Raw genomic sequence first — 18,861 nt, forward strand, 5'->3', positions numbered from 1 at the left:
TGAGTAATAAAGATTTTAATTGGAGGTTTGTGGTAGAATTTATTTTTTTACTTAAATACACATTACTACAAATAATTGAATCTTAAATGGGGTCCCCTCATGAAAATTCCTTAGCGTTGTAAATCCGAATTTTCCTGACGGGACCCCTCGTTGAAATATAAAAACCTAAAACATCTATAAATAAAGGATTTTAGGGTTTAGTCGTCAAAGTATGTATCACTCTAAAATACTTATTTATCAAGTTATTTCTACAATATATAGAGATAAAAAAGAGATTAAATCTAGTTATTACACCGGACTCACTTTCTATTTTATAATCCAATAAAAGTTATTATTATAAAACTTTTTCGAGTATAGTCGAATAAAAATTGAAAGTATAGTTTTTTTTTGTTATACTCTATTTAAGAGGTGATATTATGAAAAATAGAGATCTTTATCTTAATCAACTCATTCAGTTTAGGGATAAAAAATTAATTAAGGTAATCACCGGTTTAAGACGTTCGGGTAAGTCAACCCTACTTTCACTATTTGAAAATCATCTGATCGCCAGCGGTGTTGACAACAAACACATTATCCGTATGAACTTTGAGTCATTTGAGTTCGATGAAATTATCAGTTATAAGGAACTCCATGCACACATTAAAGAACGCATTAGTGACACAAATAAAAAATATTATATTCTTCTTGATGAAGTCCAGCAGGTTTCTTCATGGGAAAAAGTTATTAATTCTTTCCTTGTCGATGCCAATGTAGATATCTATATAACTGGGTCAAATGCTTATCTTTTGTCTTCAGAACTTTCCACATTGCTATCGGGCAGATATGTTGAAATCAAAATGCAGCCTTTATCCTTTAAAGAGTATTTATATTTCTTAGAATCAGATAAAGAAATGAATCTCCAAGAAAAATTTAATCAATATCTTCAATACGGTGGGCTTCCTACAGTAGTTGATCTATTAAATAATCCAGATACAATCGGTCCTTTCCTGGAAGGCATCTACAATACTGTGCTTATGAAGGACGTTATTGAAAGGAATGGGGTCAGGGATGCCGCCCTTCTTGAAAGTATTTTGAAATTTATCGCTGCCAATATCGGAAGTATCGTCTCTACTAAAAAAATTAGCGACTATCTTACCAGTAGTGGGAGGAAGACTACTAGTGATACGATTGATAATTATCTTAGGATGCTTGAAAATGCATTTATCATTTACAAGGCAAACCGCTATGACTTAAAAGGGAAGATGTTTCTAAAAACCCTTGAAAAGTATTACATCGTTGATATAGGTATACGCAATAGATTGACCAGCCTAGGTAACACAGATTATGGTCATGTTTTAGAAAACGTAGTTTATCTGGAACTATTAAGACGTGGCTATGAAGTGACTATTGGAAAAATCGGTTCCTTAGAAGTCGACTTCGTCGCCTCAAAAACAGACGAAAAAATCTACTATCAAGTTTCAGCTACAATCATGGATACGAAAACGAGAGAGCGAGAGCTTAGACCTCTAGAATCCATTTCTGATAACTATCCGAAATATATTTTGACTATGGACCAAATCATTTTCAATGACTACTCTGGGATCAAAGTTAAAAATATCATAGACTTCTTGATTGAATAGTCAAAAGTCCCTGAAAATGGGACTTTTTTTTATTCGTATTTCATGTAGGCTTCAAATCCCGCCTTTTTTAGAAAGGTATAATTAACTATTTTTTGACATTTTCCCAATATGAAAGGTCACTATCCTTCATACAGTGAACAGTAACTCCATTTTCCATATGATGATTTATGCATTCACAGCATTTACCATGACGGATACATTTGATATTAGGACAAGTACACCTTTCATTATTACAGCTCATTTTTTCTTACCATCCTTTTTTTAATTTTTTTATATTAATTATCAAGATATAAGTGTAAAGTCACATATCTGATCTAAATATAAATTAACATTTTTAACATTGTTTAAATTGGATAGGCTACAATAAGTTGGACAGTTTTTTAAAGTAATATATAAATCATAATATTTTAACCAAGGTGTAAGTGTAATGTTTATACTTAGACTTTTTTGATTAAAAATTCTTAAAAGTATATCATTTGAATTTTTGTACAATTTTCATTACAATTAAAGAAATTTTTCAAGGAGGAGTAATGAACCTTTCCTTTACAGAAATCGGCTGGGAAGATAACACATATTGGTGTGATACTGACAGAAAAATTCAGAAAAAAATTCAGAAATTGATCAAAGAAGTATTAAGACATCCATTTGAGGGTATAGGCAAGCCTAAGAGACATTGTAGCCTATCCATTTTTTTGAAGGGTTTATCCATTTTCTTTTGAATATTTTTATAGCCGAAACTGTTTTATTAATTTAAATTATTAAAGACAACAGCAAAGAAAATCATAGAAGTTTGTATAAGAAAATTAAGAGGTAGAGGAAATTAAAAAATAGTGAAAAGGATTAATATTAAATTTTAAAGGCGGTGATAGGATGTTAGAAACAATTGCTGTAATCCTAATAATATTATGGATTTTAGGAATAGTTAGTTCGTATACTATGAGTAGTTTTATACATATTCTTCTAGTAATTGCGATAATTGTAATATTGATACGGATAATACGTGGAAGAAAGTTATAAGAATCAAGGAGGGCTTTTTATGAAAAAAAATTTATTTGTAGATGCTGTTAAAGAAAAGGTTTCGGAAATGAAAGAGAATATTAAAGAAAAGACTTCGGAAATGAAAGAAAATGTTGCAGAAAAGGCTACAGAAATGAAAGAAAATGTTGCAGAAAAGGCTACAGAAATGAAAGAAAATGTTGCAGAAAAGGCTACGGAAACGAAAGAGAATGTTGCGGAAAAGGCTACAGAAATGAAAGAAAATGTTAAAGAATAGGCTTCAAAGGTGGATATGAAGGAAGTTGTCGAAGCTACTGCAATGGGGACAACTTATATTGTTAAAGATTGAGAAAATTTTATACCTTATCATATGAGGGGAATTGTATATAAAACTAAATATGATTTTGTGGTTAGCCAAGTGCCCTTGAACCTCTTAAAGGTAGTCTTTCTGGTTTATGTTCTAGAAGAATTGATCGTGAACATCGTTTAGTTTATGAAGTAGATTCAAATGAAATAATAGTTCACCAATGCAGATACCATTACGATAGATCTTAGCCATTGCTTGAAACTATTTTAATTTAGCGATATTATGTTCAAAACTGGATAGACTATAACAAGTCAAACAGTCTATATTAAAATCATTATAAAAATAACAATATTTCAATTAAGATCAAAAAGAAAAAGGTCCTTTCCGAAGTGCCTTTTTTTTTATGGGAAAATACTTCTTTTAATTATTTTAAATATTTATAATTCAAAATACTACAGTATTCTGTACTTTTTTAAAATCATACTTTTCACAAGTTCAAAATACACGTTTGCGAATTTTATGAACTAGTAGTACAATATATTAGTTTTAAAAATTGTAATTTGAACTTAAAATAGAGGTGAAACATGAAAAACAGGGTAAATTTGTTATTTAAAGATAAAAAAAGAGTTTGGGCTTACTGGAGAGTGTCAACTTCAAAACAGAGTGAAGGCAGACAGATAAAAATATTTGAAGATTACGGATTAGATAATATTTTTATAAGAGGAGATAAGATAACTGGAAAATCCAATGCCGAAGATAGAGACATGTATTCTGAAATGAAAAAACTCATGGTTCCTGGAGATTACCTCTTGATTAAAAATTTGGACAGACTGGGGAGAGATAAAAAATTTATTTTAAAAGAATACTGGAATCTTGTGGACATAGGAATTAATATTCTTATAATCGATACTCCTTACCTATCTAGTGAAGATTTGAAAGCCCAAGCAGAGAAACAAGCAGAGATATTTAAGGATTTCACCATGGACACTGGAAATGGTCTGTTAGATGACTTTATCAGTGGACTGGGGGAGCTCATCAAAAAATTGATGATAGGAATGATAGACCAACAACTTGAAAATGAAGCTCTCAGAGCAGAAGCTGAGAGGGGAAATATAGCCCTCAGAGTTAAGGAAGGGGTAAAGATAGCACAGGACAGGCTTAGAAAGGAAGACAGAGGGTGGGGAAGACCCTGTATAGAGGTCACTCCTGAAGTAAATGATATTCTTAGAAGATGGAATTCTAGGGAAATTATGCAGAAAGAAGCTTTAGAAAAACTTAAGCTATACGGGGTTGGTAGAACTACGGCATATAAATTAAAGTTGAATAAATCTTAAAAATCATCTATAATTTTTTATTGAACCATAGCTAAAATAACGTTTCTAAAATCCCTTCGCTTATAAGCATGAGTTTGACCATTAAATAATAAATGTAAGAGATAAAGGAAGTTGAGTATTTACAGAAGATAATATATAATAAAAATATGCTTTATTTTGGGAGGGTAAAATGATTAATCTTAGAAAAATCAACCTATTAAGAGATAAATTACAAATATTATACAATGCTGAAAGAGTATATGTATTTGGATCTTATGCCTGGGGAGAACCTACAGAGGATAGTGATTTAGATATATTGGTAATTAGCAATAAATTTAAAGAATTAAGCCTTGGGAAAAGGATAGCCAAAGCTACTGATATTCTTTTTGATTTAGATTTTCCAGTGGACTTGGTAGTCGAAACATCTGAAGAGTTTAATTTATCAAAGAATACTAGGGGTAGTCTTGAAAGTTATGTGGACAGCAAGGGGGTAGTATTACATGGATAAATGGGAGCAACTATTACAGAGATCAAAAAATGACCTTCTAACAGCTAAAAAAGGGTTAATAGAGCCTAAAACACTCGATACTTCAGCATATCATTGTCAGCAATGCGCAGAAAAAGCAATGAAAGCTTATCTTAACTATAAAGGGAAAGATACAGAAGATAGAAAATTGAGAACTCATAATTTATTAATGCTCTTAAAAGCTTGTATTATTGAAGATCCAGAGTTTGAAAAAATGAAGAAAGCTTGTGGAATATTAAACCCCAATGACACTCTATATAGATATTTTAACAATAACCAAATAATGCCAGAAGAAGACGAAGTAATTGAGCTAATAAATCTATCTGAAGAAGTCTATATTTTTGTTAAAAGTTTAATAAAAATATAATTATTTACAAGTGTACAGAAGTGTCCTAAATTTACTGAAAAAGGGTTCCTAAGGGGACTCTTTTTTTCAAGCTAATATTTCAACCAAAGTCTATGTTTAATAATATCTGGATTTTAAACAAAAAACTTCACACTCCCTTTAATAGTCAGTTCAAAAAAATTAGCCGCTCTAAGTCTATTTTTCCAACAGATGACTCTCTTCAAAAGGTTTTTTATCTGGCTTCCAAAAACATGTTAAAAAATTGATTCAGAAGATCAGGGGCTGGGAAAAGATGCTTAGAATGCTGGTAGTAGTTTATCCAGAAAAGATGGATAAATATTTAATTTAAAAGGAGCTCTAGCTAGAGCTCCCATAGATGACTAGGAATGTAATTTACACGTAATTTGGGAAAGACCCGCTTTATTTGCTTTTAAATGTCGCCTTCCTTTTTTCAAGAAACGACAACATTCCTTCCTTTTGGTCATATGTAGAAAAACACAACCCAAATAAACTACTTTCAATATACATACCTGTAGTTTTATCTACCTGTAATCCCTTATCAATTGCCTCCTTTGAGTATCTTACAGCAAATTTTGCATTTTCTAATATTTTGTTTGCCATCCCTAGAACCTCTTCCATAAGAAATTCAGGTTCTACTACTTTATTTACTAATCCTATCCTCTCTGCTTCTTGAGCATCAATTATCTTCCCTGTATAAATTAGCTCTTTGGCTTTAGCTACACCTACAAGTCTTGGAAATCTTTGAGTTCCACCAAATCCAGGAGTAATTCCTAAAGTAACCTCTGGTTGACCAATTTTAGCTTTAGTCGAGGCTATCCTAATGTCACATGCCATAGCAAGCTCACACCCACCACCCAATGCAAATCCATTCAAGGCAGCAATTACAATTTTTTTACTGTTTTCGATAGCGTTAAATGCGTTAATACCAGATAAACCGAACTCCTTAGCTTCAACAGCATTTAGATTTTTCATATAAGATATATCTGCCCCTGCAACAAAAGATTTCCCTTCACCTGTAATGATAATCACATCAATATTATCATCATTTTCAAGTTCTTTAAAACAATGATAAATTTCAACTGTTGTTTCTACATTTAAAGCATTTAACGCCTTTGGTCTATTTATCTTCACTATACAAATTTTATCATTTGTTTCTATAATTAAATTTTTATACTTCAAAAGTTCACCTCTTTTTATCATTTCGTGAATAAGAGTAGTTATGATTCTATTTCCAGAGCCCCTACAGGAAGTCCTAGTGCTATGGCATCCCCAGTGATATTAGTTTTTTTCGTGAACCATTTAAGATCTAAATTATATTATTTTGAAAGTTTAGCCATTACTCCTCGTGACTTAGTAGCAAAGGCTTCATTTATCTCTAAAATTTCTATCTCTTTTAGTTGTATTTTTACTTTACTCAGTGCATTATTTATGGCTGGGACAGGGGCCATAACCCTTATAGAAGGGTCTACCCCGACTTGACCTGTAGATATTATTTCGGCAATAGGTTTAAACGTATATTTTTCAATAATGTTTATATCATTCAGTAATTAAGAGAATAATCTAAAAATATAAAAATATTTTTATTACCAATTATTTTTTAGAAATACTATTTTTGATTTTTAATAAAATAGAATCAAGGTTAGAAAATTCTTCATGAGAAATATCGGCAGTAACATTGTCAAACATTGCTCGGTCAATCAAAGATATTTTTAGAAATAAATTATTGCCTTCAGGTGTAATATAAAGAGAAAATGCTCGTTTATCAAAGGAATTTTTTTTTCGAATAATCAGAGATTTTTTTTCTAGTTTATCTATAACAGCTTTGATATTATTTGGGTCTTTTTCTGTTTTGCAGGCAATCTCTTTTTGAGAGATTCCTTCCTTATGTGATAATATTTTCAAAACTGTCCATTGTTCAGGAGTGATCCCATACTCTTTAAATCCTTCAGTTAAATATTGGCGAATCTTTCTAGATGCCGAAAAGATAGAATACACTATATTTTCACTATTCATCGTTGTCTATCCTCCTAGATCTTACATAAGGAAAGTTTAGATTTTAAATACTTAGGATAGCCCTACTATTTTTTATTAATTTTATATGAACTTAAGAAAACTGTCCAAAACGTTGTAGCCTATCTACTACTATCCATTCTATTAAATTGCTTAACTACATATGCTGAATTTTTTTAACTATGTTTTAGGATTACTCTTCCTACCAATTTTCCAGCTAACATCTCATCTATCTTATCTAATATTCCTTCCATAGATACTTCTACGACTCCAGATTCTAAATTTTTACCCTTCCAACTTTTAGCCAATGTGTTCCATACATCTAATCTTTTTGGCATAGGACAGTTAACCGAATCAATTCCAATAAGTTTTACTCCTCTAAGAATAAAAGGATATACATTCATTGTAGGAATATCTCCACCTGCTACATTTCCACAAGTTGTTACTGCACCACTGTATTTTGTAGATCTAATAGCTGTGGATAGAGGATTTCCCCCTACAGTGTCAATGACTCCTGCCCACTCCGGTCTAAGCATTGGTTTTCCAGTTGTATTATCAGCTTCCTCTCTAGAAATCGTTCTAGTCGCTCCTAAACTTAATACAAAATCTCTTTCCGCTTCTGTATTAACTACTCCAACTACACTATATCCTAATTTTACAAGGAATTTTACTGAATGATTTCCTACTCCTCCAGATGCACCAATTACTAATATTTCACCATCTGCTGGCTTAACGTTAGCTATTAATTCATATACAGATAAAGCAGATGTAAATCCTGCTGTCCCATATATCATTGTTTCTTTAAGGGTTAAATCCTTAGGTTTCTTGACTACCCAGCTAGCAGGTACTCTTATATATTCACCAAATCCACCGTCTGTATTCATTCCTAAATCATAACCAGTAATTAATACTTCTTCACCAATTTCGAAATCATCTACCTTAGATGAAACAATAGTTCCAGCAGCATCTATCCCAGGTGTATGAGGGAATTCTCTTGTTACTCCTCTGTTTCCCTTAGAAGAAAGTGCATCCTTATAATTAAGTGATGAGTATGCCACCTTTATCACAATTTCTCCCTCTGGAAGCTCCTCTATACTTCTTTCAACAATCTTTGATACAAACGTCTTTTCCTCTTCTTCAAAAATTCTAATTGCTTTAAACTTCATATTTTTTCCCTCCTAATTAGTAGATTATTACACTATTTTACTTATTAAAAATTACACAGTAATTTCCTTCTGATGTTCTGCATTTACTGCATCTGACACATTTAACTTTTTTTCTGTCTCCGTCTTTCCACCTCTTTATCAGATTCGGTTCTGTAAGTAATGGCCTTGATAATCCAAACATTGAAATGTTACTAGAGTTTAAAATTTTATCTGCGGTTTCATAAGTTTTTATCCCACCAACAGTTATTACAGGAATTTTCAGTTCTTCTGAAATAATTTCAGCAAACCTTCCAAAATAAGCTTCATCTTGTATTTTATAACCTTCAAATTCATGGCCTATTAAAGACTCACCTTTTCCATGGATATTTCCTGAAACTTCTATTGCATTTATGCCTATTTCTTCCATTTTTTTGGATATTCTTCTTGTCTCTTCAAATGTCAATCCTCCATCAAAGAAATCAGAAGCAGTCAGCTTAACTAAAATAGGATAGTCAGAATCTGTTTCATTTCTCATTGCATTATATATTTCTACTAAAAATCTCATTCTATTCTCTAAAGATCCGCCATATTCATCCTTTCTCTGATTATAATATGGTGATAGAAATTGATTGATAAGATAAGTATGGGCTGCATGGATCTCTATTCCGTCAAATCCAGCATCTTTAGACCTTCTTGCAGCTTGACCAAAAGCCTTAATAATATAGTTTATATCCTTTTTAGTCATAGGAGTCCCAAGGGTTCCAGTAGATAATTCTGCAACATCACTAGGAGCAAATATTTTTCTTGCACCTACGTTATACTTTGTTTTAGTTCCTCCATAAGCCACTTGAAGAATGATTTTGGAGTTATATCTATGAACTCTTTTGCATAGCTCACTATATCCTTGAACAAACGAGTCATTATATATACCGAACATTCCCGCATTAGGCTGTTCTTCTTCTACAATATTTGCATATCCTGTGATAATGAGACCAACCTCTCCTTTAGCAAGATCTTCATATAAATCAAATAACCTTGGGTTCATCTTTCCATCCTGTGTCATATTTTCCCAAGTTGCTGTTCTCACAAAACGATTTTTAACTGATAAATTCCCAATTTTAACTTCATCAAATAATTTTTTCATGAGCCACCTCAATTTTTTTATTCTTTTATTACGGATCCGTACTAAAAGTGTTATTATAATAATACGCATAAAAAAAAATGTCAAGAACAATTATTTTTAAAAATAAACTTAGGAGTGGTGAAAATGAACGCTTATTTATTAATTGGTTTTGGAAGTACCTATAATAAATTAACATTAGTTGATGTTGAATCTGAAAAAATATTAGCAACATCTAAGGATATTACTACTGTAGAAGATGATATAATGATAGGTTTTGAAAAAACCTACAAAAAACTAAAAATTGAAGTAAATAAAAAAATAGATTTTGAAAATATAAATTTTATAAATAAAATAGCCTGTTCATCCGCAGGAGGTGGGCTAAAGGTTTATGTGATAGGATTGGTGCCAGATCTTACATCAAAAGCAGCAAAAGAAGCATCATTAGGAGCTGGAGAAAGTGTAATTGAAATTGAAATTAAAAACCATAAACTTGGAGTATTTTGAATTCCTATTGTGGAATTAAGAGACCTCCGATATTTAAAGTAGACGTCCCAAAAGCTGCACCAGCACTCAGACAAAACAAACAGCATCAATTACCTGGTAAAATTTATTATTTTCTATTTTTTCTGTAATAGGAGAAAGTTGTGAGCCGATACTAAACGGTTTTTTTTAATTATAGAAAGAGATTGCAAATAAAACGGTGGGCAATGTATACATCGCATACGGAGTAAAAGTCCAGTGTAAAAACATTGTTTACATGGCAAATTTTTCAGTTTCTGGAGAAAGTGGTTGTATTCCTAAAGTTTTAGGTGGATACGCTAAGTGATAAATTGGTTCAGCAGTTCCCCAAAAAACTATGCCTGCTGCAAGGGTTGTGCATAAAGTGATGGCAAATCGGTTAAAATTTGATGGAAATGGTTTTGCATTAACTCCTCCTATTTTTATTTCACTTAATTTTGAAAAATACATGATGGCAACAGCAATAATAACTAAAAAGCCTATTAGATTAAATGCCCATCCAAAATTTGCAAGCATCCAATCACTTGCGGCTGTAACATTTTAAATATATCTTGGAAAACTCAGTTGAGTTTAAGGAAACTATTAAAAGTATGAAAGCAGGCCAAAAAGCAATAGGCCTAATTTGTTTAAACATAATATCCCCCTTAGTTTTTATTTCATCTATCTAAAATTTAATAATCAAATACTATACTTATATGATAAAAAAACTAAATATATAAAAGGTATAACTATTATTGGATATATTTATATTATTAGATTAAAGTTTGTCATTCTCTCTTAATCTGTGAAGAAATTTTTCAAAAAATATAAAAAAGATACTCCTCGATTTTTCATAATGTAATAAGTTCTCATCTTGGAATGACTTTGTTAAATAAATTACCTGTGAAAATTTTTCCATTTCAATGTTTGTGTTGTATTCATCTAATATTTGAATTATATACCCTCCTTTATTGGAAATTTTATTTAACAACTCAGAGGTTTTTTTAAACTTTCCACTTACAGAAAATAAAATTAATATGGTGTCTTCATTGTATAGTTTTTCAATCACCATTTCTTCACTAGTTGTTATAATATTTTTTTTAACAGCTAATTTCAATTTATATGCAAAATATTCTGCTGCTAAAAGAGAGGGACCGTATCCAACTAATATTATATTTTGGTATTTTTCTATAGTTTTAATAAGATCATCTATAATCTTAATATTAAAGTTTTGTAAAAAATCGATTATTCTTTTTTCTTCAAGATTCGTTTCTTTTTTCTGTGGTAAAGGAGATTCTTTAGAAAGATATTTAATAAACTGCTTATAATTTTCAAATCCTAGTTTTTTAGAAAGTTTGGATATTTTAGATGGAGAGACTTTTGCAATTTCAGCAACTTCATAAATTTTAAGTTTACTGGTTATTTTGTCAGAATTATTAATAGTCTCTATTATGCATTTTTCTAGATTGTTCAATTTAGTGTGGCTAATACCTATCATAAAAATCACCTTCACCTTATATTTTGTTTCGTAATAAATATTTTATTATATTAATAATAACAAAATCAAAGAAAATTTTCCACCTAAATACATTTTAAATGTAAAAAGTATAAAAATTTCCAAAATTTAAATTGAAAAAACTAATGATATTTTCAATACTAACATAAATTGAATGATCAAATTAATGGAAAATTTTCCATTTTTATATTTTAAATTCTAATTTATGTAAAAATTTCCAAAAAAACCATTGACTAAAAAAAAAACAGGTGGTATATTCATTATCAAGATAAACAAACCACCAAATCAGATTAACTTTTTCTGTAACAATACTTTCTAATCAATAAAAGTACATCCGCGAGAAGTAAAATTAGAAAAAATATAATAAAATGGAGGTAACGAATGAACAATATCAATGACATTCAAAAATTTTCAATGGATTTTTTCTCTTTAAAAGGTAAAAATGCTCTTATAACTGGTGGAAATACAGGATTGGGACAGGCTTTTGCACTTGCTTTAGCCAAAGCGGGAGCCAATATATTTATACCTAGCATAATGGATGATGACGGAGAAACTAAAAAATTGATAGAAGCTGAAGGTGTAAAGATGGAATTCATGATGGCAGATATAACAAAAGAAGGCATGCCTAAAAAAATTATTGAAAGGTGTGTAGAAACGCTTGGATCTATAGATATTTTAGTTAATAGTGCAGGAATATGTAAAATAGCAGAGGTAAAAGATTTTGCAAGAAATGAATGGGATCCAATGATAAGTGTAAATCTAACAGCAGCATTTGAATTAAGTCACGAAGCAGCTAAATATATGATTCCTCAGAATAACGGAAAGATTATCAATATATGTTCAATGTTTTCTTTCTTAGGCGGTCAATGGTCTCCAGCTTACGCCGCTACTAAGCATGGAATTGCAGGTTTTACAAAAGCTTACTGCGATGAGCTAGCACAATATAATATTCAAGTAAACGGAATTGCACCTGGATATTATGCAACTGATATAACATTAAAGACTAGAAGTAACCCTGAAACAAATAAAAAAGTTCTGGATCATATCCCTGCAAATCGTTGGGGTGAAACAATGGATCTTATGGGAGCTACTGTTTTCTTAGCTAGTAATGCTTCTAATTATGTAAATGGCCACGTGCTTGCTGTAGATGGTGGATATCTAGTAAGATAAATTTTATTATAAAAATTAAAGAAAAGAGGAGAAAAAATGTCTAAAAAAGAATTAGTATTAAAGGATTTAGAATCATTAGTTGATGTTAATCAAATTGTAACAAATGCAGAAGAGTTATACGATGCAGCATCAGACAGATATAAAAAGTATGCCAAAGCAAGAAAAGTGTTGGATGTTCCTACTCCTATAGCTATAGTGTATCCAAGTTGTACAAATGATGTAGAGAATTTACTCAAATACTGTAATAATAATGATATAAATGTTATAGCAAGGAGTGGTAAAACTGCTACAGAGGGTGGTCTTGAAAATTGGAAAGAAGACACTTTAGTTATTGATGGTTCTAAAATGAATAAAATTATAAAACTAGACACCTACAATATGCAAGCTACTGTACAGTGTGGAACAAGACTTCTAGATTTAGAGGACGAGCTCAGAAAATTAGGTTATACGACTGGGCATTCACCACAATCTAAACCTGTAGCACAATTGGGGGGGCTTGTGGCTACTAGAAGTATCGGTCAATTTTCTACTCTTTATGGTGGGATAGAAGACATGGTTGTAGGACTAGAATGTGTATTTCCTGATGGACATATTTCAAAAATAAAAAATGTTTCCCGTCGTGCTGGAGGACCAGATATCAGACATCTTGCTATAGGTAATGAAGGAACACTATGTTACATAACAGAGGTGACTGTTAAAATATTTAAATACTACCCTGAAAATAATAAGTTCTATGGATATTTAACTGAAGATATAGATACTGGTTTAAAAATCCTACGTGAAGTTATGGTTAATGGCTTCAGACCATCGGTTGCACGTGCTTATTCTGAAGAGGATGCACAACAACATTTCTATCATTTTCATGAAGGTAAATGTGTTTTAGTGTTTATGGCTGAGGGGCCAAAAGGTATAGTAGATGCCACAGGTGAAGGGATAGAGGAAGCTGTAAGTAAGTTTAAAGATGGTGTAATTAAGAAAGTAGATTCATCTCTAATAGAGGAGTGGTTTAACCACCTTAACTGGAGTCAGCAGGATCTTGATGATGAATTTGAAGGGATGATAGAAAATGATTCTCATGATGGATTTACCACAGAGATTTCAGCAGATTGGGAAACTATACCTAAGATCTATCACAATGTTATAAAAAGAGTAAGGAATGAATTTGATAGAGCTCATGACATTACTATGTTGGGAGGACATTCGTCTCACAGTTATATAAATGGAACTAATTTATACTTTGTATATAACTACAATATAAACTGTGCACCAGAAGATGAAATGAAGATTTACCACCACCCTCTCCATCAGATAGTCATCGAAGAAACTCTTAAATTAGGTGGTTCTATGTGTCACCATCATGGAATAGGAAAATATCGTTCGCAGTGGGCTAAAGATGAGCATACATCAGCATTCTATATGTTGGAAAAACTTAAAGAGGTCTTTGATCCTAAAGGTATCATGAACTATGGAACAATCTATCCGAAAGTAGACGGGATTAAAAAATATATTGAACAAAATTAAATAAAGATATCCTTAAAAATAAACAATATATATTTACTACTAGAGTAATTTAATTGGCTAAAAACCCATATGTATTTTATACAGTGTTAATTAAAATAGACACTGGAATAGAATACATATGGGTAATTTTTGGGGCAAAAGCCTTTTTGAACATTTTGGACTTTATGAGTTCATTTCGTCCTGATGTTGTCCAAAGGAGTAGGAGGATTAATTATGAGTAAATATTTAATAGGTATAGACAATGGTTCACAAAGTACTAAAGTTACTATTTTTGACTTAGAAGGAAATGAAGTTTGTTATGGATCAAAGGTTCTTAAAAACCTTTATACTGCTGAGGGTGGAGTAGTGTTGCACCCAGATGATGATTTATGGGATAGTGTTCGTGGCGGACTAAAGGATTGTCTCGATAAATTTCATGGAGATAAAGGTGATATCCTTGCCATAGGACTATGCACAATCAGGTGTTGTCGTGCACTTCTAAAAGAAGATGGTTCGTTGGCATATCCTGTTTTAAGTTGGATGGACAGCAGATTATCTGTTCCGTATGTACATGAGAATGATGAGGTAAAATATGTTACAACTACCTCAGGTTATCTTGCTAACAGGATGACAGGAGAATTTAAAGATACTTGCAGTAATTTAGAAGTTTATTGGCCAATTGACAGAAAAACATTAGATTGGTCAACAGATGATCAAGTCATTGAGGAAAATGGTTTGAGAAGAGATCAACTGTTTACAATAATAAAACCGGGGGAAAGCTATGGTGCACTAAAAGCTGAGTTGTGCAAAGAATTTGGCCTAAAAGAAGGTATTCAAGTTGTGGCAACTGGTAATGATAAGGCTGTCGAAGTTTTGGGTTCAGGTATCAACAATGATAAATCAATCATGATCTCTTTAGGAACTTTTATATCTTCTATGCTTATAAGAGAGAATTATTTTGAAAATGCTAAAAGCTTCTTTCCAACGTTAGCGTGTGTACCTTTTAAATATGTCTATGAATCTACAGGAATAAGAAGAGGTATGTGGACTGTAAGTTGGTATAAAAACCTTTTGGGAGAAGAAGTTATTAATAAAGCTAGGGAATTAAATATTTCTGAAGAAGAGTATTTAAATCAAATTGGGGAAACAGTCCCTCCAGGAAGTGACGGTTTGATAACTTTGCTAGATTGGTTAAACAATTCAGCTTATGATTTTAGAAAAGGGGTTATGCTTGGTTTTGATCACAGACACACAAATGCTCATATATATCGTTCTATTTTAGAAGCTATATCATACAATATTAAAAATAATATATATGATATGTTAGATGAAATAGGATCAGAGATTGACAATATAACAGTAATAGGTGGTGGATCTAAAAGCGACTTAATGATGCAAATAATAGCGGACATGTTTGCTTTACCAACCAAAAGAAACGAAGCAACAAGTTGTGCTTGCTTAGGGGCTGCAATATGCGCAGCTAAATATCTTGGCATCTATGACTCCTTTGATGAAGCAATAGAAAATATGGTCAGAATCAAAGAAGTATTTGAACCAAATAAAAAACTTTATTCATTTTATGATGAAATAAATAATAAGGTGATAAAAAATGTTAGAAAACATACAGATGAAGTTTTAAAGGTAGCACATTCAATTTTTTAATTTAAAGAGGAGGATCTTATGAAAACAAATAATACCAGTAGATATTTTCAGTTTCTTCTTGTAGTTTTAGCAGCAGGCATGATTTTTGCTTTAATGTACCTTAGAACTAATTATCAGGTTACAATGATAGAGGTATTTGGAATTACAAATGAACAATTAAATACTATATATAGCACATTAGGACTAGTGTATGTTATTGGATATTTTCCTAGTGGTTGGTTAGCTGACAAAATTTCTGCAAAAAAACTTCTTGTTGGATCTTTATTTGGTTCTGGTTTAGGCGGACTTTGGTATGCACAAATACCTAGTTATACGAGTGTTAAAATAATCTTTGCTATTTGGGGATTTTTTTCAGTATTTACATTTTGGGGAGCTCATCTTAAAATTGTAAAACTAATGTCTACAAAGGAGGAAGAAGGACGTTTTTTTGGAATACTTGACGGTGGTAGAGGAGTAGTAGAAGCTTTACTTGCGTCGATTGGTCTTGCCTTATTTTCTTCGATATTAGGTGAATCAAGTGATATAGTATTAAAAAGAGAGGCTCTTGTTAAAGTAATATATATGTATACCTTCTCACTTTTTGCTCTATCTATTTTGATGGCTATCTTTCTAAAAGATAATAAAAGTAATGTAGAGAAAGAAGAAAAGAAAAATTCTCTTAAACGTAACCTAATTGACGATTTCAAAAGTGTATTTTCCAATGGTTTTGTATGGAACTTAGGAATTATAATATTTATGGGTTATACAGTATTCTGGACTGTGTACTATGTAGGGGGATTCTTACAAACTAATATAGAAGTAGATCCAGTAACTGTAGGTCTTGTTACAACTATAATACTATGGATGCGTCCAGTAGGTGGAATTTGTGGTGGATTTATTGCTGATAAAATTGGAAAAGCAAAAACACTTAAAATGGCTGTAGGATTTGCTTCTGTTCTACTTATTGGAATCTCTGTATTGCCTTACACTACTCCAAAAATAGTTTTCTTTGCATTATTTATCTTACTTGCTATAATGCTTTATGCTATAAGAGGACTATACTGGTCTCTTCTTGGAGATTGTAGACTTAATAACGCAATCTTAGGTCTTTCTATAGGTGTAATTTCATTTATCGGTTACCTTCCTGATATGATAATACCAAAGGTAAATAGTGTATTATTTGGAACTTTTGGCGGTAATGGAGGCTATAATTCTTATTTTATTACTAGTGCTATCTGTGGTTTTATAGGAGTAATCGCAATAACTATCTTTCGGAAAAAGTCTATACAAACAAAGGAAGTTCTTGAAGATTTACAATATAGCACTGAAGATCAATAAAATTAACGGATCCATGCAGATCATTTGATCTGTATGGATTTAAAATTTATTATGGAGAAAAATATGAATATTATTTGCTTAATTAAATTTGTTCCAAATATAGATAAGTTTAAATATGATTATGAAACTAATACTCTAATTAGAGATGGGATGAACATGATTTTAAATCCCCACGATGCATGTGCTGTTGAGTGTGCATTACAGCTTAAAGAAAAATATAATGATGTATCAATAACGACTGTAACTATGGGAAGCATGTCTATTTTAGAAAACTTGAAAGATGTAGTCAGAAGAGGAATCGATAAAGGGATCCTTATAAGCGATAAGAAATATGCAGGTTCCGATACCTATGCAACCAGTAATATTTTGTCAGGGTATCTGAAAAATTGCGAATACGATCTTATACTAAGTGGAAGCAGAGCTCAAGATGGTGATACAGGACATATCGGACCACAAGTTGCTCATCTTTTAGACATCAATCAGTTTTCCGATGTGAGTCAAATAGATTTTGTAAGAGATAATACTTTGGATTTTAAGATTGAGTTAGAGGATGAGATCTTAAATTTGAATACTAAAATTCCTACATTACTTAGTTTAAAGAGCAATAAAAAATATAAACTTCGTTATCCAAAGTACGCAGATCTTAAGAAGGACGTGGTAGATAGAATAGAAATAGTGAACAATGAATATTTATCTATTGCTGATGAAATAATAGGTCTCAAAGGTTCTCCTACTAAGGTTATAAAAGCCAAACCTAAACAAACTGTAAATAAAACGAAAAAAATAGTTAGATGTGACAGTGAAGGAATTGACTATGTTTATAATTATTTGTTAGAAAGAGGTTTTATTAAAAATGAATAAAATTTTGATTTGTTTAGAGGCTGGAAACACTAATTATTACGAAGATCTTATTAATGTGTCAAATAAAATTAGTGAAAAAAATGAGATCTGGGCTATTTCTTTTGATGAAAAAATAGATATTAAAAACTCTAATATAGATAAACTAATAAAGATAAAGTGCTCTCAAGCTGATAAATATAATAATAAAGTGATTGCTGAGTACATAAAGGAGATACATTGCAATGAAAATTTTGATTATGTGCTTTTCTCTGCTACAGTTTTAGGTAGAATGATTGCACCAAGAGTAGCTATGGCCTTAGATACAGGTCTCTGTGCTGATGTAACTGAGATTGAAAAGAATGGTGAAGATATTGTAATGGTAAGACCGGCTTTTGAAGGAAAACTTTTTGCGAGTATAGTATGCGATAAAAAACCTGTAATGATGTCTATAAGACCATTGATGTTTAAGAATGAAAAAAATATTAACAGCAAAAAAATAACGAAGATATATGAAGACTCTATAACTCCAACAGACTCAGTAGTTATTCAAGATAGATATAAAAAACCTAAAACTAAGGATATAAGGTCAAGTGACATATTAATTTCAGGTGGAAGCGGAATTAAAGATCAATTTGCTAAACTATATACTTTAGCAGATAATCTAGACGGGAATGTTTCGGCAAGTAGATGGTTAGTAGACAGAGGATATGTAAAAAGGGATATTCAGGTCGGGCAATCAGGAAAGATTGTGAGTCCAAAACTATACATCGCATTAGGTATTCACGGAACATCTCAACACGTAGTGGGATTGAAAAACGTACAACACCTGATATCAGTAAATAAGAATAAAAATGCACCTATCTGTTTTATATCGGATGTAGTGGTAGAAGGGGATGCAGTAACCTTTATAGATATGTTGAATCAAAGAATAGAAAAAAATATGTGAGACTGT

At 31.4% G+C, this 18,861-nt stretch carries 21 protein-coding genes and 2 pseudogenes; 15 read left to right on the plus strand and 8 right to left on the minus strand.

The annotated features are described in order from the left end of the window. Positions 1–416: 416 nt before the first annotated feature. The gene (locus ILYOP_RS14875; protein ID WP_013389296.1) at positions 417–1,619 is read left to right on the plus strand and encodes an ATP-binding protein; all 1,203 of its coding nucleotides are present in this window, start codon (positions 417–419) and stop codon (positions 1,617–1,619) included. Positions 1,620–1,704: 85 nt separating this feature from the next. Here ILYOP_RS14875 and ILYOP_RS15920 read toward each other — a convergent pair whose 3' ends face one another. Then, the gene (locus tag ILYOP_RS15920) at positions 1,705–1,860 is read right to left on the minus strand and encodes a hypothetical protein (protein ID WP_013389297.1); all 156 of its coding nucleotides are present in this window, start codon (positions 1,858–1,860) and stop codon (positions 1,705–1,707) included. 289 nt (positions 1,861–2,149) lie between these two features. On the opposite strand from ILYOP_RS15920, the gene ILYOP_RS16295 reads away from it, so the two are divergent. The 7 genes and pseudogenes from ILYOP_RS16295 to ILYOP_RS14900 all read left to right on the plus strand — a co-directional run bounded on the left by ILYOP_RS16295 (position 2,150) and on the right by ILYOP_RS14900 (position 5,128). Continuing rightward, on the plus strand, positions 2,150–2,338 hold the full coding sequence (locus tag ILYOP_RS16295; RefSeq protein ID WP_041921429.1) for a type II toxin-antitoxin system YoeB family toxin: 189 nt from the start codon (positions 2,150–2,152) through the stop codon (positions 2,336–2,338). A gap of 151 nt (positions 2,339–2,489) precedes the next feature. Next, complete coding sequence (locus ILYOP_RS15700; RefSeq protein ID WP_013389298.1) at positions 2,490–2,636, plus strand: lmo0937 family membrane protein; 147 nt, start codon at positions 2,490–2,492, stop codon at positions 2,634–2,636. A gap of 19 nt (positions 2,637–2,655) precedes the next feature. Continuing rightward, on the plus strand, positions 2,656–2,892 hold the full coding sequence (locus ILYOP_RS14885; RefSeq protein ID WP_049774920.1) for a YtxH domain-containing protein: 237 nt from the start codon (positions 2,656–2,658) through the stop codon (positions 2,890–2,892). Positions 2,893–3,050: 158 nt separating this feature from the next. Next, a pseudogene (locus ILYOP_RS15600) lies at positions 3,051–3,170 on the plus strand (Txe/YoeB family addiction module toxin); the annotation flags it as partial. 336 nt (positions 3,171–3,506) lie between these two features. Next, a complete protein-coding gene (locus ILYOP_RS14890) occupies positions 3,507–4,256 on the plus strand; it encodes a recombinase family protein (protein ID WP_013389299.1) in 750 nt (249 codons plus the stop codon). Positions 4,257–4,425: 169 nt separating this feature from the next. Continuing rightward, on the plus strand, positions 4,426–4,743 hold the full coding sequence (locus ILYOP_RS14895) for a nucleotidyltransferase domain-containing protein (RefSeq protein ID WP_013389300.1): 318 nt from the start codon (positions 4,426–4,428) through the stop codon (positions 4,741–4,743). Further along, complete coding sequence (locus ILYOP_RS14900; RefSeq protein WP_013389301.1) at positions 4,736–5,128, plus strand: HEPN domain-containing protein; 393 nt, start codon at positions 4,736–4,738, stop codon at positions 5,126–5,128. The genes ILYOP_RS14895 and ILYOP_RS14900 overlap by 8 nt, the downstream gene beginning before the upstream one ends. 399 nt (positions 5,129–5,527) lie before the next feature. Here the strand turns inward: ILYOP_RS14900 and ILYOP_RS14905 are convergent, their stop codons facing one another. The 5 genes from ILYOP_RS14905 to ILYOP_RS14920 all read right to left on the minus strand — a co-directional run bounded on the left by ILYOP_RS14905 (position 5,528) and on the right by ILYOP_RS14920 (position 9,427). Further along, the gene (locus tag ILYOP_RS14905; protein ID WP_013389302.1) at positions 5,528–6,307 is read right to left on the minus strand and encodes an enoyl-CoA hydratase-related protein; all 780 of its coding nucleotides are present in this window, start codon (positions 6,305–6,307) and stop codon (positions 5,528–5,530) included. A gap of 137 nt (positions 6,308–6,444) precedes the next feature. Beyond that, on the minus strand, positions 6,445–6,576 hold the full coding sequence (locus ILYOP_RS16095; protein ID WP_245546535.1) for a hypothetical protein: 132 nt from the start codon (positions 6,574–6,576) through the stop codon (positions 6,445–6,447). 142 nt (positions 6,577–6,718) lie between these two features. Next, positions 6,719–7,141, minus strand: a complete 423-nt coding sequence (locus ILYOP_RS14910) for a MarR family winged helix-turn-helix transcriptional regulator (RefSeq protein ID WP_013389303.1) — start codon at positions 7,139–7,141, stop codon at positions 6,719–6,721. A 173-nt stretch (positions 7,142–7,314) separates the two neighbouring features. Next, complete coding sequence (locus tag ILYOP_RS14915) at positions 7,315–8,304, minus strand: YhdH/YhfP family quinone oxidoreductase (RefSeq protein WP_013389304.1); 990 nt, start codon at positions 8,302–8,304, stop codon at positions 7,315–7,317. A gap of 37 nt (positions 8,305–8,341) precedes the next feature. After that, positions 8,342–9,427 carry an NADH:flavin oxidoreductase gene (locus ILYOP_RS14920; RefSeq protein ID WP_013389305.1) on the minus strand — a complete coding sequence of 362 codons (1,086 nt, stop codon included), beginning with the start codon at positions 9,425–9,427 and terminating at the stop codon, positions 8,342–8,344. A 123-nt stretch (positions 9,428–9,550) separates the two neighbouring features. On the opposite strand from ILYOP_RS14920, the gene ILYOP_RS14925 reads away from it, so the two are divergent. Beyond that, the gene (locus ILYOP_RS14925) at positions 9,551–9,910 is read left to right on the plus strand and encodes a glutamate mutase L (RefSeq protein WP_041921430.1); all 360 of its coding nucleotides are present in this window, start codon (positions 9,551–9,553) and stop codon (positions 9,908–9,910) included. Between the two features lie 249 nt (positions 9,911–10,159). Here ILYOP_RS14925 and ILYOP_RS15440 read toward each other — a convergent pair. Then, positions 10,160–10,450: pseudogene (locus tag ILYOP_RS15440) on the minus strand (BCCT family transporter); the annotation flags it as partial. A gap of 232 nt (positions 10,451–10,682) precedes the next feature. Beyond that, positions 10,683–11,402, minus strand: a complete 720-nt coding sequence (locus ILYOP_RS14935; protein ID WP_013389306.1) for a MurR/RpiR family transcriptional regulator — start codon at positions 11,400–11,402, stop codon at positions 10,683–10,685. Positions 11,403–11,801: 399 nt separating this feature from the next. Here ILYOP_RS14935 and ILYOP_RS14940 point away from each other — a divergent pair, with 399 nt between their 5' ends. The 6 genes from ILYOP_RS14940 (at position 11,802) to ILYOP_RS14965 (ending at position 18,855) form a co-directional block, all read left to right on the plus strand. Next, positions 11,802–12,590 carry an SDR family oxidoreductase gene (locus tag ILYOP_RS14940; RefSeq protein ID WP_013389307.1) on the plus strand — a complete coding sequence of 263 codons (789 nt, stop codon included), beginning with the start codon at positions 11,802–11,804 and terminating at the stop codon, positions 12,588–12,590. Between the two features lie 36 nt (positions 12,591–12,626). Further along, positions 12,627–14,111 (plus strand): FAD-binding oxidoreductase, encoded by a 1,485-nt coding sequence (locus ILYOP_RS14945; RefSeq protein ID WP_013389308.1) that lies wholly within the window; start codon positions 12,627–12,629, stop codon positions 14,109–14,111. Between the two features lie 213 nt (positions 14,112–14,324). Continuing rightward, the gene (locus tag ILYOP_RS14950) at positions 14,325–15,752 is read left to right on the plus strand and encodes an FGGY-family carbohydrate kinase (RefSeq protein WP_013389309.1); all 1,428 of its coding nucleotides are present in this window, start codon (positions 14,325–14,327) and stop codon (positions 15,750–15,752) included. 18 nt (positions 15,753–15,770) lie between these two features. Further along, positions 15,771–17,069 carry an MFS transporter gene (locus ILYOP_RS14955; protein WP_013389310.1) on the plus strand — a complete coding sequence of 433 codons (1,299 nt, stop codon included), beginning with the start codon at positions 15,771–15,773 and terminating at the stop codon, positions 17,067–17,069. 63 nt (positions 17,070–17,132) lie between these two features. After that, positions 17,133–17,930 carry an electron transfer flavoprotein subunit beta/FixA family protein gene (locus ILYOP_RS14960; protein ID WP_013389311.1) on the plus strand — a complete coding sequence of 266 codons (798 nt, stop codon included), beginning with the start codon at positions 17,133–17,135 and terminating at the stop codon, positions 17,928–17,930. After that, the gene (locus ILYOP_RS14965) at positions 17,923–18,855 is read left to right on the plus strand and encodes an electron transfer flavoprotein subunit alpha/FixB family protein (protein ID WP_013389312.1); all 933 of its coding nucleotides are present in this window, start codon (positions 17,923–17,925) and stop codon (positions 18,853–18,855) included. Before ILYOP_RS14960 ends, ILYOP_RS14965 begins: the two co-directional genes overlap by 8 nt. Positions 18,856–18,861 lie beyond the last annotated feature (6 nt).

The organism is Ilyobacter polytropus DSM 2926, from assembly GCF_000165505.1.
Lineage (GTDB): Bacteria > Fusobacteriota > Fusobacteriia > Fusobacteriales > Fusobacteriaceae > Ilyobacter > Ilyobacter polytropus.

Coding starts and splice junctions, on each gene's coding strand:
- ILYOP_RS14925 (WP_041921430.1), top strand. CDS start 9,551: ATGAACGCTTATTTATTAATTGGTTTTGGAAGTACCTATAATAAATTA.
- ILYOP_RS14910 (WP_013389303.1), bottom strand. CDS start 7,141: ATGAATAGTGAAAATATAGTGTATTCTATCTTTTCGGCATCTAGAAAG.
- ILYOP_RS14895 (WP_013389300.1), top strand. CDS start 4,426: ATGATTAATCTTAGAAAAATCAACCTATTAAGAGATAAATTACAAATA.
- ILYOP_RS14960 (WP_013389311.1), top strand. CDS start 17,133: ATGAATATTATTTGCTTAATTAAATTTGTTCCAAATATAGATAAGTTT.
- ILYOP_RS15700 (WP_013389298.1), top strand. CDS start 2,490: ATGTTAGAAACAATTGCTGTAATCCTAATAATATTATGGATTTTAGGA.
- ILYOP_RS16295 (WP_041921429.1), top strand. CDS start 2,150: ATGAACCTTTCCTTTACAGAAATCGGCTGGGAAGATAACACATATTGG.
- ILYOP_RS15920 (WP_013389297.1), bottom strand. CDS start 1,860: ATGAGCTGTAATAATGAAAGGTGTACTTGTCCTAATATCAAATGTATC.
- ILYOP_RS14935 (WP_013389306.1), bottom strand. CDS start 11,402: ATGATAGGTATTAGCCACACTAAATTGAACAATCTAGAAAAATGCATA.
- ILYOP_RS14920 (WP_013389305.1), bottom strand. CDS start 9,427: ATGAAAAAATTATTTGATGAAGTTAAAATTGGGAATTTATCAGTTAAA.
- ILYOP_RS16095 (WP_245546535.1), bottom strand. CDS start 6,576: ATGGCCCCTGTCCCAGCCATAAATAATGCACTGAGTAAAGTAAAAATA.
- ILYOP_RS14950 (WP_013389309.1), top strand. CDS start 14,325: ATGAGTAAATATTTAATAGGTATAGACAATGGTTCACAAAGTACTAAA.
- ILYOP_RS14890 (WP_013389299.1), top strand. CDS start 3,507: ATGAAAAACAGGGTAAATTTGTTATTTAAAGATAAAAAAAGAGTTTGG.
- ILYOP_RS14875 (WP_013389296.1), top strand. CDS start 417: ATGAAAAATAGAGATCTTTATCTTAATCAACTCATTCAGTTTAGGGAT.
- ILYOP_RS14955 (WP_013389310.1), top strand. CDS start 15,771: ATGAAAACAAATAATACCAGTAGATATTTTCAGTTTCTTCTTGTAGTT.
- ILYOP_RS14900 (WP_013389301.1), top strand. CDS start 4,736: ATGGATAAATGGGAGCAACTATTACAGAGATCAAAAAATGACCTTCTA.
- ILYOP_RS14885 (WP_049774920.1), top strand. CDS start 2,656: ATGAAAAAAAATTTATTTGTAGATGCTGTTAAAGAAAAGGTTTCGGAA.
- ILYOP_RS14915 (WP_013389304.1), bottom strand. CDS start 8,304: ATGAAGTTTAAAGCAATTAGAATTTTTGAAGAAGAGGAAAAGACGTTT.
- ILYOP_RS14940 (WP_013389307.1), top strand. CDS start 11,802: ATGAACAATATCAATGACATTCAAAAATTTTCAATGGATTTTTTCTCT.
- ILYOP_RS14965 (WP_013389312.1), top strand. CDS start 17,923: ATGAATAAAATTTTGATTTGTTTAGAGGCTGGAAACACTAATTATTAC.
- ILYOP_RS14945 (WP_013389308.1), top strand. CDS start 12,627: ATGTCTAAAAAAGAATTAGTATTAAAGGATTTAGAATCATTAGTTGAT.